The 13,744-nt window shown below is 71.4% G+C and carries 11 protein-coding genes; 9 read left to right on the forward strand and 2 right to left on the reverse strand.

Features of this window, described 5'->3' with window-relative positions:
* The first annotated feature begins 5 nt into the window (after window positions 1–5).
* From D0T12_RS05260 to D0T12_RS05270, 3 genes are read left to right on the forward strand one after another with little or no spacing between them, the layout of a single operon-like run.
* The gene (locus tag D0T12_RS05260) at window positions 6–884 is read left to right on the forward strand and encodes an enoyl-CoA hydratase/isomerase family protein (protein ID WP_117398162.1); all 879 of its coding nucleotides are present in this window, start codon (window positions 6–8) and stop codon (window positions 882–884) included.
* Window positions 885–911: 27 nt separating this feature from the next.
* The gene (gene hutU / locus D0T12_RS05265; RefSeq protein WP_117398164.1) at window positions 912–2,630 is read left to right on the forward strand and encodes a urocanate hydratase; all 1,719 of its coding nucleotides are present in this window, start codon (window positions 912–914) and stop codon (window positions 2,628–2,630) included.
* On the forward strand, window positions 2,612–3,820 hold the full coding sequence (locus D0T12_RS05270) for a CaiB/BaiF CoA transferase family protein (protein ID WP_117398166.1): 1,209 nt from the start codon (window positions 2,612–2,614) through the stop codon (window positions 3,818–3,820). Before hutU ends, D0T12_RS05270 begins: the two co-directional genes overlap by 19 nt.
* Here D0T12_RS05270 and D0T12_RS05275 read toward each other — a convergent pair.
* Complete coding sequence (locus D0T12_RS05275; protein ID WP_117398168.1) at window positions 3,817–4,905, reverse strand: isoaspartyl peptidase/L-asparaginase family protein; 1,089 nt, start codon at window positions 4,903–4,905, stop codon at window positions 3,817–3,819. The two genes, D0T12_RS05270 and D0T12_RS05275, sit on opposite strands and share 4 nt — an antisense overlap.
* Window positions 4,906–5,024: 119 nt before the next feature.
* Here D0T12_RS05275 and D0T12_RS05280 point away from each other — a divergent pair, with 119 nt between their 5' ends.
* On the forward strand, window positions 5,025–6,611 hold the full coding sequence (locus D0T12_RS05280) for a hypothetical protein (protein ID WP_117398169.1): 1,587 nt from the start codon (window positions 5,025–5,027) through the stop codon (window positions 6,609–6,611).
* On the opposite strand, the gene D0T12_RS05285 is transcribed toward D0T12_RS05280, so the two are convergent.
* Window positions 6,601–7,890: an SDR family NAD(P)-dependent oxidoreductase gene (locus tag D0T12_RS05285; protein ID WP_233525855.1), complete on the reverse strand. Its 1,290-nt coding sequence runs from the start codon at window positions 7,888–7,890 to the stop codon at window positions 6,601–6,603. The two genes, D0T12_RS05280 and D0T12_RS05285, sit on opposite strands and share 11 nt — an antisense overlap.
* 1,030 nt (window positions 7,891–8,920) lie before the next feature.
* Here D0T12_RS05285 and D0T12_RS05290 point away from each other — a divergent pair.
* From D0T12_RS05290 to D0T12_RS05305, 5 genes are all read left to right on the forward strand, one after another.
* Entirely contained in the window at window positions 8,921–9,853 is a 933-nt protein-coding gene (locus D0T12_RS05290; RefSeq protein WP_117398173.1) for an ABC transporter ATP-binding protein, read from the forward strand.
* Window positions 9,850–10,638: an ABC transporter permease subunit gene (locus D0T12_RS05295; RefSeq protein WP_117398175.1), complete on the forward strand. Its 789-nt coding sequence runs from the start codon at window positions 9,850–9,852 to the stop codon at window positions 10,636–10,638. The genes D0T12_RS05290 and D0T12_RS05295 overlap by 4 nt, the downstream gene beginning before the upstream one ends.
* A gap of 53 nt (window positions 10,639–10,691) precedes the next feature.
* Window positions 10,692–11,000: a hypothetical protein gene (locus tag D0T12_RS34760; RefSeq protein ID WP_147339396.1), complete on the forward strand. Its 309-nt coding sequence runs from the start codon at window positions 10,692–10,694 to the stop codon at window positions 10,998–11,000.
* A 69-nt stretch (window positions 11,001–11,069) separates the two neighbouring features.
* Window positions 11,070–13,076, forward strand: a complete 2,007-nt coding sequence (locus D0T12_RS05300) for a sensor histidine kinase (protein ID WP_117398176.1) — start codon at window positions 11,070–11,072, stop codon at window positions 13,074–13,076.
* Window positions 13,073–13,741: a response regulator gene (locus tag D0T12_RS05305; protein WP_117398178.1), complete on the forward strand. Its 669-nt coding sequence runs from the start codon at window positions 13,073–13,075 to the stop codon at window positions 13,739–13,741. The genes D0T12_RS05300 and D0T12_RS05305 overlap by 4 nt, the downstream gene beginning before the upstream one ends.
* Window positions 13,742–13,744: the final 3 nt, after the last annotated feature.

Raw genomic sequence — 13,744 nt, forward strand, 5'->3', positions numbered from 1 at the left:
CCAACGTGGATTACACATCGATCCTGTACGAGGTGGACGACGCCGTCGCCACCCTCACCCTCAACCGGCCCGAGATCATGAACGCCCTGTCGGCGGACATGGAACGGGAGTTGCACGACGCGCTGCGCCGCGCCGGAAGGGACGACGACGTCCGCGCGATCGTCCTCACCGGGGCCGGACGGGCGTTCTGCTCCGGGTACGACATGTCGGCTGTCGACGGGGCGAACGCGGCGAGCACGACGAATGCCGCACCTCGCTATCCGGCGGACGTCATCGGCACCTGGTACGACCGCAACCAGGAGGAACTCGACCATCTCCGGGAGATCTGGAGCCTGCCCAAGCCGGTGATCGCGGCGGTCAACGGATGGTGCATGGGCGGCGGGTTCTGGTACGGCCTGGCCTGCGACATCACCATCGCGTCCAGCGACGCCGTCTTCGCCCAGCCCGAGGTGCGGATGACGTCCAGCTCCATCTTCCTGTTCGCCGCCCTGTGCGGCTGGAAGAACGCCAACCGCTACGCGCTGACCGGTGACCACTTCGACGCCGCCGAGGCGCTGCGGATGGGCGTGGTCAACGAGGTCGTCGCGCCCGACGAGCTGCTGCCCACCGCACGGCGGCTCGGACGGCGCATCGCGATGGTCCCGGCGGCGTCGGTGCGGCTCAACAAGGCCATCACCATGCAGGGGCTGCGCGCGGCCGGGATCGACAGCGGGCTGCTGCTCAACGGCGCGCTCAACGCGATGGCGCATTCCTCCTACGGGCCGGAACGCGAGCGGCTCAACGAGGCGAAGGCCGAAGGCGGGCTGCGGGCGTTCCTCAACGCCCGCGACGAGCCGTTCCGGCCCGAACCGTTCGGACCGAAGTCCGCCAAGACGGGCGAGTAGGCGGCACACGTGATCGGAGGAGAGTCGATGGCGGGAACGGCAGGGGCACGGTCGCGAGGGGCGCGGGAGGTGAGGGCGCCGCACGGCACCGATCTGACATGTCGGGGTTGGGCGCAGGAGGCGGCGCTGCGGCTGCTGATGAACAACCTGGATCCCGATGTCGCCGAACGTCCGGACGACCTGGTCGTCTACGGCGGCAACGGCCGGGCGGCACGGTCCTGGCGGGACTTCGACGCGATCGTCGCCACGCTGCGGCGGCTCGGTGACGACGAGACGATGCTGGTGCAGTCGGGCCGTCCGGTCGCGGTGTTCCGCACGCACGAGTGGGCGCCCCGGGTGCTCATCTCCAACGCGATGATCGTGCCGGAGTGGGCGACGCTGGAGGAGTTCCGCCGCCTGGAGGACGCCGGGCTGACGATGTTCGGCCAGATGACCGCCGGTTCGTGGGCGTACATCGGGTCGCAGGGCATTCTGCAGAGCACCTTCGAGACGTTCGCGGCGGTGGCCGACCGGCGGTTCGGCGGAACCCTGGCCGGGACGTTGACCGTCACCGCCGGGCTCGGCGGGATGGGCGGCGCGCAACCCCTCGCGATCACCATGAACGGCGGCGTGGTGCTGTGCCTGGAGGTCGACCAGGCGAAGATCGACCGGCGGATGCGGCTCGGCTACCTCGACGTCCAGGCCGAGGACCTCGACCACGCTCTCGCGCTGGCGCTCGCGGCCCGCGCCGACCGGCGGGCCCTGTCGATCGGGTTGCGCGGCAACGCGGCCGAGGTCCTGCCCGAGATCGTCGCCCGGGACGTGCCCGTCGACATCGCCACCGACCAGACCTCGGCGCACGATCCGCTGCTGTACGCGCTGCCCGGAATCCCGCAGGAGGACGCCGACGACCTGCGCGTCCACGACCCGAAGACCTATGTGCTGCGCGCCCGAGCGAGCATGGCCGACCACGTCAAGGCGCTCTGCGACCTGCTCGACCGTGGCGCCGAGGTGTTCGAGTACGGCAACGGGCTCCGCGTCGAGGCCGACCTCGGCGGGTTCAAACGGGCCCTGGACTACCCGGGGTTCATCGTGGCCTACATCCGCCCGCTGTTCTGCGAGGCGAAGGGACACTGCCGGTGGATCGCGCTGTCCGGCGACCCGGCCGACATCGCCACGATCGACGCGGCGATGCTCGACGAGTTCGCCGACAACCCGTCCGTCACCCGGTGGTTGAAGCTCGCCGCCCGGCATGTCCGCGTCCAAGGGTTGCCCGCGCGCACCTGCATGCTCGGCTACGGCGAGCGCGCCCGCGCTGGGCGGATCATCAACGATCTCGTCCGGGACGGGAAGGTGAGCGCGCCGGTCGCGCTCGGACGCGAGCACCTCGACTCCGGCTCGGTCGCGTCCCCCTACCGGGAGACCGAGGCCATGATCGACGGCAGTGACGCCATCGCCGACTGGCCGGTGCTGAACGCGCTGCTCAACGCGTCCAGCGGCGCGACGTGGGTGGGGGTGCAGCACGGCGGCGGCACCGGGATCGGCCGGTCCGTCCACACCGGGATGGTGGTGGTCGCCGACGGGACGCCGCTGGCCGGGCTGCGCGTGGACCGGGTGATGACCAACGACCCCGGCAGCGGCGTGGTCCGCCACGCCGACGCCGGATACCAGCGCGCCGTCGAGTTCGCCGCCGAGCAGGGCATCTGGATGCCGAGCCTGGACGGCCTCGGCAGGGAGGAGGGGACCGCATGGACACCGCGCCCTTGAGTGACACCGCGCCCTTGAGTGACACCGCGCCCTTGAGTGACACCGCGCCCCTGAGCGACATCCGCGTGCTGGAGTTCGGCCACTACATCGCGGGGCCGTTCTGTAGCCAGATCCTCGCCGACCAGGGCGCCGACGTGATCAAGGTGGAGCCGCCGGAGGGCGACGCCAGCCGCAGCACCGTGCCCCTGTCGTACAACGACGTCTACTTCCACGCGCTGAACCGGAACAAGCGCAGCGTCATGCTCGACCTGAAGTCCGAGAGCGGCCAGGAGTCCCTGATTCCGCTGCTGCGGACGGCCGACGTGGTGGTCACCAACTACGCGGTCGGCATTCCCGAGCGGCTGGGTTTCGGCTACGAGCAGGTCCGGGAGATCAACCCCGGGCTGGTGTACGTCCACGCCAGCGGTTTCGGCAACGACAGCCCGTACGCGAAGCGGCCCGCGTTCGACGGCATCATCCAGGCCATGTCGGGGCTGGTGCACCTGACCGGGGAACCGGACGGCATGCCGATGCAGGCGGGCCTGTTCGTGCCCGACCACGTCACCGGCCTCTACGCGGCGCTCGCGGTGATGTTCGGGCTCACCCGGCGGCAGTCCACCGGCGAAGGCTCGTTCACCGACCTGAGCATGCTCGACAGCATGATGTCGCTGCTCGGCCCGTGCCTGGCCGAGTCGCTCCAGCTCGGCGTGAGCCCCATGCGGGTCGGCAGCAGGGTCCGGCGCTCCTACGCCGGGACCTACACGGCCGCGGACGGCTACGTCTATCTCGCGCCGATGACCCTGCGGATGTGGACGGCCCTCGCCGGAGTCGTGGACGCGCCGCAACTGCTGCCCTACTTCACCGACGCCGATACCGACACCCGGCTGGAGCACCGCGACGAACTCGACCGCGTCATCGAGGCGTGGACCCGGGCGCATCCGGTGGCGGAGGTCGTCGCGCGGATGGGCGAGGTCGGCGTGCCGTCCAGCCCGATCTTCAGCGTGGACGCGCTGGCCGCGGACCCGCACGTCCGGCATCGCGGGATGGTCCGGTCGATCCCGATGGAGAGCGGGTCCGGCGAGGTGGTCGTGCCGGGGTCGCCGCTGCCGGTGGTCGACTCGGCGTTCGCGTCGGGGCCGCCCTCGATCGGGGAGCACACCGAGGAGATCCTCGGCGTCGATCCGAGCGACCCCGTACGCCATCCCGCCTAGCCGGTGGGGGTCTCGTCGTCGTAGAGCCTCGTCGTGATCTCGCCGTCCCTCGTCACATAGCCGTTGATGATCCCCTTGGTGCTGTGCGGTGCGGCGAGACGGCCCCGGGCGTCCAGCGCGATCGCGCCGCCGGTCGCGCCGAGCGCCGGGATCTTCTGGTTGACGACGGTCGCGGCGGCCTTGGTGACGGGCATGCGCGCGTACTCCATGAGGGCGGAGACGTCGTACGCGGCGACGCCCCGGATGAAGACCTCGCCGGTGCCGGTGCAGGAGATGGCGACGGTGCGGTTGTCGGCGTACGTGCCCGCGCCGATGACCGGGGAGTCGCCCACCCGGCCGACCTGCTTGTTGGTCAGGCCGCCCGTCGACGTGGCCGCGGCGAGGTTGCGCGACCCGTCGACGGCGGTCGCGCCGACCGTCCCGCCGACCTCGGTTCGGCCGCCCGCGGTCGTGGCGCCGCGCCCGCCCTTGGCGGCCAGGAGTTGGTCCCAGCGGCGTTGCGTCCAGAAATAGTCCTGGGTGGTGTAGGGGACGCCATTACGGAGCGCGAATTCGTCGGCGCCTTTACCGGCCATGAAAACGTGCGGCGACTTCTCCATTACCAGCCGGGCGAGGGAGATGGGGTTCCTGGTGTGGCGGACACCGGCCACGGCACCCGACCTGCGGTCGGCGCCGTTCATGATCGAGGCGTCGAGTTCGTGTTCGGCGTCGGTGTTGAACACCGCGCCCTTTCCGGCGTTGAAGTTCGGGTCGTCCTCCAGGACGTTCACCGCCTCCTCGACCGCGTCGAGCGCGGGCCGACCGTCCTTGATCAGGGCGTATCCGGCGCGCAGGGCCCGGGTGAGCCCGTCTCGGTAGGACTTCTCCTGCTCGGGCGTCAGGCTGCCGCGCGGCAGCGAGCCCGCGCCGCCGTGGACCGCGAGGACGACGTCGCGGACGCCCGGCCCGGGCGCGGCGGAGGCGGGCGCGGGAGGAGCGGGCGCGGACACGGTCGCGGCGCCCGCGGCCAGTTGGGAGCCGGAGAGCCCGACGACCAGCAGGGCGAGACCGGTGGAGAGCAGGAATGGGCGCTTGGGAGACGGCATCGGACCTCCTCGGTGAGATGACCTTGGTCGTCCCCCCGACCTTTTCCAGCGACACCTGCAATTCCTGACGAAACAGTTCATTCCCCCTAAGTGGGTCGGGTCCTCTACGATCATCGGTCATGGCCCTTCACCGGAAGTCCTGGAGGAGGACGCGCGCCCGCGACATCGTCCGCTGCACGGCCGGGCTCCTGCGGTTCGCGACGCCCCGGGAAATGGACGCCCTGCTCGACCACCTTCCGGATCACCGCGTCCAGCACCTCGCGACCAGCCATGGAATGCCCAACCGGGTCGTCCTTGAGGCCCTGCTGAGGCGCGGACGCGGCGCCGACCTCGACTTCCTCGTCCAGCGCGCCCTGCTCGTCGCGGATCCGCCGAGCCTGCTGGGGCGGCTGCTGGACCTGGACGACCCCCAGGTCAACGCGAGCCTGCTGAGCGCTGACCGCATGCTGACGCGGCTGCCGCGGAACCTGCGCCGCCAGCTCGCCCACCAGACCTCGCGCCGCGACGGTGTCACGCCGGTGCCGCTGCCGGACGAGGCGCTGGCGTCCCTGTACACCCGGCGCCAGAGCAGCCTCGATCACGCGATGCTGTACGCGGCCGACCCGGTTCTGGCGGGAGACGCGCTGCGGCGACTCGGCGCCGGAGCCGACCCGCACGGTGCCCTCTGGGCGTGCCGGACCCTGCTCGACGCCCACCGGGTGCACGAGGTCCGGGAACTCGTCGAGCAGGAGCGGCTGCCCGGGTTCCGCTGGGGACCCGACAGAGCGGAGCCGAGTGTCCTTGCGTACGCCCTGGCGGCGCTGAAGAGCAGGGACGGAGAGCGCCGGCTGCGGGAGCTGGCCGGGCGGGTGCGCCGTCCCGAGATGCTCCGGTCGATCGCCGAGATCGCCGACGCCGATGCCTGCGAACCGTGGCGGGACGGTCGTTCGCTCGTCCGCACGGTGGTGCACCGCCGCCACCCGAGCACCCCGCGCGTCGACTGGGCCGCCGTCGACGCGGACGAAAGGCCGATTTCCCACCGGGTCGCCGGGTTCATCGCGAAGCGCACCGACGCCCCGCTCGCCCTGGTGCTGAGAACGGTGGCCGAGCATCCCGAGTCGGCCGTTTTCATCTCCGATCCCGCGCCTGAGGTCCTCGCCGCCCTGTGTGGTCGGGGCACGAGGGTGGGCGCCGACGTGATCCTCAAGGTCGTCGGGAACGGCCTCGTCGCGGGGACGTTCGACGCCGAGTTCGTGCTCGCGACCGTCCCGGAGGAGTCCCTGCGGGTGGTCGCCGACGCGCTGTGGCTGCCCGGCCTGCGCGGCACCGCACGCGTCAGGGTCCTGCTCGGGCTGGACGACGACGTCCCGCTGACTCCGGCGTTCGTGGACGAGACCGGGCACGGCAGCGCCCGCCGCCTCCGCGAACCGGGCGTCCGAAACCACTGGAGCCCCGGACTCGCCTACGGAAGGGAAGCAGGGAGGCTGTTCCGCGAAGGGGCGGTCGTCACGGCCGACGAGGTGCTCTGGGCGGCCGACGCCGACCCCCTTCTCGCGCCGACCGAGGGGCTGCCCGACCCGCGCGTGCTGCGCCGCCTCGCCGAGCACGTCGACCGGCATCTCGGCGTCCGCCCCGAAGCCTGGCTCGCGGCGCTGACCCTGCTGGAGGACGGCTACGTCGGCAGCCTCCCCGAGCTGCTCGCGATGGCCGGGGACGTCACCAGCTGACGACCCGGTAGTCCTTCAGCAGGCAGCCGTGCGGAGGATCGCCGTCGCGTTCGCCGCGCACGATCGGGTCGTAGACGCGGGCCGCCGCGTCGACGACGTCCAGCGGCGGACGGAACCCGGCGGCGGCGCGGCGCTCACGGTCCGGCTCCGGCTGCTGGTCGGTGAACCAACCCGGATCGACGCTCGTCACGTACACACCGCTCTTGGCCAGTTCGGACGCCGTCGTCCGGGTCAGCATGTTCAGCGCGGCCTTCGCCATGTTGGTGTGCGGATGCTCCGCGCCCTTGTAGACGCGGTCGAACTGCCCCTCGACCGCCGACACGTTCACCACGTACCGGCGAGGATGTTGGGACGCCTCAAGCAACGGGCGCAGGCGCCCCAGCAGCAGGAACGGCGCCGACACGTTGATGAGCTGCACTTCGATGAGCTCCACGGGATCGACCTCGTGCACCAGCCGCGTCCACGAGTTGACCGGGGACGGGTCGGGCAGCAGCCCCGCGACGTCCACTTCACCCGACCCGGTCGGCACCGGCGGCGCGGGCGCGGGGAGCGCGGGCAGGTCCTCGCCCGCGAGCAGCGCCGCGTACGACTCGGGCGGGTGCCGCAGCGTCTGCGCCGCCAGGTTCACGAGGATGTCGAGCGGCTCCCCGGCCCCCACCAGCGCGTCGCACCAGCGGACGAGCGCGGGGACGTCCCGCAGGTCCATGCCGGTGACCGTGAGCCGGTCCCACCAGTCGTCCCGGTCGGCGACCTCCGAGAACCGGCGGAGAGCGTCCGCCGGGAACCTGGTGAGGGCGGTCACGGACGCGCCGTCCCGCAGCATCTTCAGCACCAGCTCGAACCCGGCCTTCACCCGTCCGCCCGTGACGATCGCCCGGCGCCCGGTCAGGTCCGTCCGCGCGTTCCGGTGCCGGTGATGTTCCTGCGCGCAGGGCGGGCAGAGCCGGTGGTAGAACCCGTCTACCTCCCGGAAGCGCGCCTTGCAGACATAGCAGGAGCGCAGCCCGTTGAGCGGCGTCCCCGACACGACGACCTCGCGCGGCGCCTCGGCGGGTACGCCCTCACGACGCTCCGGAGCACCCGTCGCCGTCGCCGTCGCCAGGATCTCCGCGTCGGCGACCGCCCGCCGCCGCCGGGCCGCCGCCCGCTCCCGTTCCCGCGTCCGGCGGGTGAACACGCCCACGGCCGCCCGCACCCGCTCCAGATCGGGGTCGCCGCCCGGCGCGTCGGCCAGCTCGGCGAGAACGCGCAGACATGTCCGTACATCGTCCTCCCGCATGGGCGCCATTAAACCGAGTTCTCGGCCCGTAAACCGAGTTCTCGGCCCGGTGGACGGCGGCGGCGACACCCGTGCGGGACGTGACGCCGAGTTTGGCGAAGATCTGGCAGAGGTGGCTCTCCACCGCCCGGACGCTGATGATCAGCGGACGGCGCCGTAGAGCCGGTAGCGCACCAGCCCGGCCGGTCTGTCGGGCCCCGCCTCCCGGGCGTTCGTCACCGCGATCGCCGGTGTGGGAGGTCGACAACGCGGGGAAGACCATCGCCAACCGCCGGACGGCGGTGGGATTTAGGTCCGACACGAGCCCCGGAAGACGTTCTTCGAGCGCGTCGTCCAGCGCGTCGACGAACGCCCTGAACGGAAGCTCCCGCTCGAATTCGGAGGCGCTCCCGGAGGAGACCGGCAGCCCGCGCTCATGGGCCGCGGCGGCGAGTCCCCCCAGCAGCCTCGTTTTGCCCGCCCCCGGGTTCCCCGGTCAAAGCCAAAAATCGGAACGCGCCATTCGCGGAGTCGTCCAGGACCTTTCTCATGGTGCGGAGCACGTGCCGTCATCCCACCAGGGGACGTCGTGGACGCGACGATTACCGACCAGGTTTCCCCGAGCTTGGCCCCCGCTTCCCAAGGCGGTCGCCCTGTCTTGGTCAGATAACGCGCGGGGTTGTACCCGACATATTACGTCGTCCTGTTCGGTTCCCGAACGCATTCTCGCCGGCGACGCCCCGCAGGCTCGTCGACACGGAGATGAAACGCGCGCCGTGTACGCACACCCGCGAACGGTCAGGAGAAGGAATTCCACACGGCTAGATCCTGATGCGTTCCGTGCCGACGCCGATGCCGGACGGAGTTCTCCCTTGCCGCACAAGGGGCGTCCCATCGGTGCGTCTCCACCCTGGGGTGGACTCGCGAGCCGACCCCGGGATCGAGTCGGCTTCCGTTCCACCGGAGGAAGTCATGGCGGCCGATGAATGGTGCACTTGACCACGGTGAAAGAACGCCCGAGTGACCGGGCTCGCACGGAGAGAAGGCGTCCTTGATCGTCGTTGAGGGTTTGACGAAACGTTTCGGTGAGAAGAGGGCGGTGGACCGGCTTTCCTTCACCGTCCGTCCCGGGGTGGTGACCGGTTTCCTCGGCCCGAACGGCGCGGGCAAGTCGACCACCATGCGGATGATCGTCGGTTTGGACCGGCCCGACGCCGGTTCGGTGCTGGTCGACGGCAGGCCGTACGCCGAACTCTCCGCGCCGCTGCGGACCGTCGGGGCCCTGCTGGACGCGGGCTGGGCCCGGCCCCGGCACTCGGCGCGCACGCATCTGCGCTGGGTCGCGAGTCTGAACGGGATATCCCCGGGGCGGGTCGACGAGCTGCTCCGGCTGGTCGGGTTGGGCGAGGTCGCGGGCCAGCGGGTCGGCACCCTGTCGCTCGGCATGCGGCAGCGTCTCGGCATGGCCATGGCGCTGCTCGGCGATCCGCGGATCCTGTTGTTCGACGAGCCGATGAACGGTCTGGACCCGGAGGGCATCCGCTGGATCAGGCAGCTTCTGCGGCAGTTCGCGACGGAGGGCCGCACCGTCCTGGTCTCCAGCCATCTGCTGTCGGAGATGGCGATCACCGCCGACGAGGTCGTCGTCATCGGCGCGGGACGGCTCATCGCGAGTGGCCCGACCGCCGAGTTCGTCGAGCACGCGGCCCAGGCCGTGGTCGTGGTCCGCGCGGACGACACCGAACACCTCGCCGGGGAGTTGCGGCGGGCGGGTCACCAGGTCGAGACGCGGCCGGACGGGGCCCTCGCGGTGACCGGAACCACCGCGAGGCGCGTCGGCCAGATCGCCGCCGGGTGCGGTGAAGTGCTGCACGAACTGCGCACCGACCACGGATCACTGGAAGAGGCGTTCATGCGGACGACCCGTGACGCCGTGGAGTACCGGGCGGCGGACGTCGTCCCGGCGGGTGTGGAGGAACGATGAACGACGCGCGAGGCACAGCGGTGGAGGGCACGGCGGTGGAGGGGGCGACACTGAGGAACGCGATCGCCGCGGAACGGGTCCGCCTGGTGGCCGGCAGGTCGACCTGGTGGTGTCTCGCCGTGGCCGCGTCGCTCGCCCTCGGAGAGGCGGTGCTGGCGGTCCGGGTCTCGCCCGAGGAGGGGGAGGTCACGACCGTCGCCGACGTCATCTCGGGGGCGCTCTTCGGTCAACTGATCCTCCTGGTGCTGGGGGTGCTCGCGATGACGGGCGAGCACCGGTCCGGCACCATCCGGCTGGCCTTCCAGGCGATTCCGGGCCGCTGGCAGGTGGTCGCCGCCAAGGCCACGGTCCTGGGCGTCGCCGGCGGGGTGATCGGGTCCGTGTTCGCGTTCGCCTCCTACGGGCTGGCCGTGGTGCTGGCACCGTCCGGGCTCGACCTGACCCTGGACACCGCCGCGGAATGGCGCCAGGTGATGGCCGTCGGTCTGGTCTACACGGTCACGGCGGTGATCGGCGTCGCCGTCGGCACGGTGGTCCGCAACAGCGCGGCCGCCATCAGCGGGGCGCTGATCTGGATGCTGGTGGCGGAGACCGCGGTCACCCTGATCCCCAAGGTCGGAGACACCCTGGCCTCCTGGATGCCGTTCACCGTACTGATGGCCCTCCCCGACTCCGCGAAGATCGAAGTGCCGTTGGGCGCCGTCGGCGGCGCGGTGTACTGCGTCGCCGTCGCGGCACTGCTCCTGGCCTTCGCCCTGACGCTCGTGCGCCGCCGAGCGCTGTGACGGCCGGAATTCGTCCGACTTCGACAGAACATTCATGGCACGGTAGGAGCGCAGTGACACCGAAAGAATCAGTGCGGCACGGTACCGCGAATGGCGGGAAAAGGAGCGAACCGAAAACCCTTTTCTGGGCCTGGGGGCCGGTGGCGGTAGGCAATGCGGTCATGCGGCATTTCAACGGTGGGGCGGCGGACTGGGCAGGGCTGGTGCTGGGGGGCGTCGGGGCCGCGGCGCTGCCGTACTCTCTGCTATTGGGATTGCGAACAACGAGCGGAGTCGTGGCGCGCATCGTCATTCTGGCCTTCCATCTGGCCGGTGGCGGCAGCTTCGCCTACTTCGCCGCCACTTCTGGACCCTGGCATTGACCCCCGGCGCCGGGACGGTCCGGCTCCGGCCATTGACAGCACCGAGCTGATCAGGATTAGAGTCACGAAGTGCTCTCGTTCGGCGAGTTGACACGACATCGGCCGCGTGTGAATGACGTCGTGCTGCCCCTGCTTCTGCTGACGGCTCAACTCGCCGCGGGCCCGGGCTTGGCGGCGACGTTCGAGGAGTCCCTCAGCGCGCGGGAACGGACGCTCGGGCTGATCGTCGGTGCGGTCGTGGCGGCGGCGCTGTGCCTGCGCAGGGAACGCCCGGTGGAGGTGCTGGCCGTCACGGTGGTGCTCGGGACCGTCACCGAACTGACGTTCTCCTCGTTCACGGCCGCCCCCGTCCTCTGGGTGGCCGATCTGGTGGCGCTGTACTCGTTGGCCGTGCACCGGTCGGCCCAGACCGCCGTCACCGGCGGCCTGTTCGCCGTGGCCGCCGGATGCTTCACCACCGCACTGACGGTGCCGCCGCCAGAGGAGGTGGTCGCCATCATCGTGCTGTACACGGCCTGCTACGTGGTCGTCATCGCCTTCGGTCAGTTGCGTCGCCAGCGGGTCGAGGTGCGGCGCGGGCTCGCGGCCCGGCTGGACGAGGCCGAGCGGGAACGGGTGCTGCTGGCCGCAGCCGAACGGGAACGCCTGGCCCGCGATCTGCACGATGTCGCCGGGCACCATCTCAGCGCCGTCACCGTGCACTCGACCGCGGCCCTGAGCCTGGCGGACCGGCGACCCGAGATGGTCAGCGAGGCTCTGGCGGTCGCCGTCGGGGCGGGCCGGGAGGTCCTGTCGGCGCTGAACCGGATGGTGGACGTCGTGGGCAGGCCCTCCGAGGAGCCCCCGGACGCCGATCTCCCCGAACTCCTCTCCCCGCTGTGCGCGGGACTGGCACGCCTCGGCATCCCCGTGTCGGTGACCGTGTCCGGCGGCGCGCGCCCGCTGCCCGCCGAGACGGTCGCCGCCGCCTACGGCGTCGTCCAGGAGTCCCTGACGAACGCGATGCGGCACGCGAGGGGAGCACCCATCAGCGTCCAGGTCGAGTACGCGACCGGCACCCTCGACGTGCGCGTGCGCAACGAGAAGGGCGCGGCCTGGAACGACGGCGCGGAGTTGAGTGGTGGACGCGGCGTCGAGGGCATGCGGCACCGGGTGGCGAACGTCGGCGGCACCCTGCACGCGGGACCGGTCGAGGACGGCTGGTCGGTCCACGCGGCCTTTCCGGCACCGACCCGGCGCCGCCGCGAACTCGGCTGGCCCCAACTGCTCGACGCGATGGCGTTCTGCCTGTGCGTCGGGCTGCCGATGCTCGCGATGGTCCCACACGACGAGGCCTTGAGCCTTCCACCGATCGGTCTGGCCGGCCTGTTCGGGCTCCTGTCGGCGCACGCGGCCATGCTGTGGACACGGCGAAGGGCGCCGGTGGCGACCCTCGCGGGGGTGATCGGTGTCGACGTCCTCTGGTGCGGGCTGACCCTGGCCGGTGCGATCGACACGAACTGGCTGGTGGCGCTCGGGCTGGCGTGGACGACCGAGATGATCGCGGTGTACTCGCTGACCGTCTATGGACCGTCCGCCGGCATGGGCTTCCTCGGAGCGGTCGCGGTCGGGACGGCCGGTGGCCTGCTCGCGGTGGCGGCCCTGGCCCACGACCCCACGGAGAAGCCGTTCACCGCGGCGGACGGCATCGCCGGGGTCATGTTCTTCGGCTTCTTCGTCACCCTCGCGATGCTGCCGCTGTGGGCGTGGGGCGCGGCCGTCCGGTCGAGGCGGCGCCGGGGCCGCGAATGGGAGCGGTCGATGGTGGAGGCAGTGGCCGAGCGCACCGACCACATCGTGCGAGCCGAGCGGTACCAGGTCGCGGTCGGGTTGCGGGACGCGGTCCTCGACCATACGGTCCGGCTGACGCGCATCGGTGAGTCGGCTCTGCGGGACGGTTCGGCGCACGATCAACGGGCCGCTCTGACCGTGGTGGTCGCCGAGGCGCGGGCCGCCCTGTCGGGCATGCGGGGACTGCTCGAAACGATGGAGGAGCCCATGAACGAGACGGTGGACGCGGCCGGGGCCCGGCCATGACGATCCGCGTCCTCGTGGCCGACGACCAGGCCGTGGTCCGGGTGGGATTCGCCGCGATCATCGATGAGGAGCCCGATCTGACGGTCGTCGGCCAGGCGGCCGACGGGGCCGAGGCCCTCCGGAAGGTGGCGGACCTCCGTCCGGACGTCGTGCTCATGGACATCCGAATGCCGGGCATGGACGGCCTGGAGGCCACCCGCGAACTCGCCTCCGTGGCGCCCGCCACCCGGGTGCTGGTGCTCACTACTTTCCGGCGCGACGAGTACGTGTTCGGGGCCCTGCGCGCTGGCGCCTCGGGCTTCCTGCTCAAGGACTCCGAACCGGGGGAACTGCTGGACGCCATCCGTGTCGTGGCCGCCGGGGAGGGGATGCTCGCCCCGACGGTGACCCGCCAGTTGATCGACGCGTTCGTCACGGGCTCGGTCGGCGCACGGCCCCGTCCGGACGAACGACTCGGGCTGCTCACCGAGCGGGAACTCGTCGTGCTGCGCCACGTCGCCCGGGGCCTCAACAACACGGAGATCGCCGCCACGCTGGACATCGGCACCGCGACGGTGAAGTCCCACGTCAACGCCATCTTCGGCAAGCTCGGCTTCCGCGACCGCGTGCAGGCCACGATCTTCGCCTACGACATGGGCCTCACCAGCCCGCGCGGAGCCGACTGAACC

This window comes from Actinomadura spongiicola (genome assembly GCF_003432485.1).
Taxonomy (GTDB): Bacteria; Actinomycetota; Actinomycetes; order Streptosporangiales; family Streptosporangiaceae; genus Spirillospora; species Spirillospora spongiicola.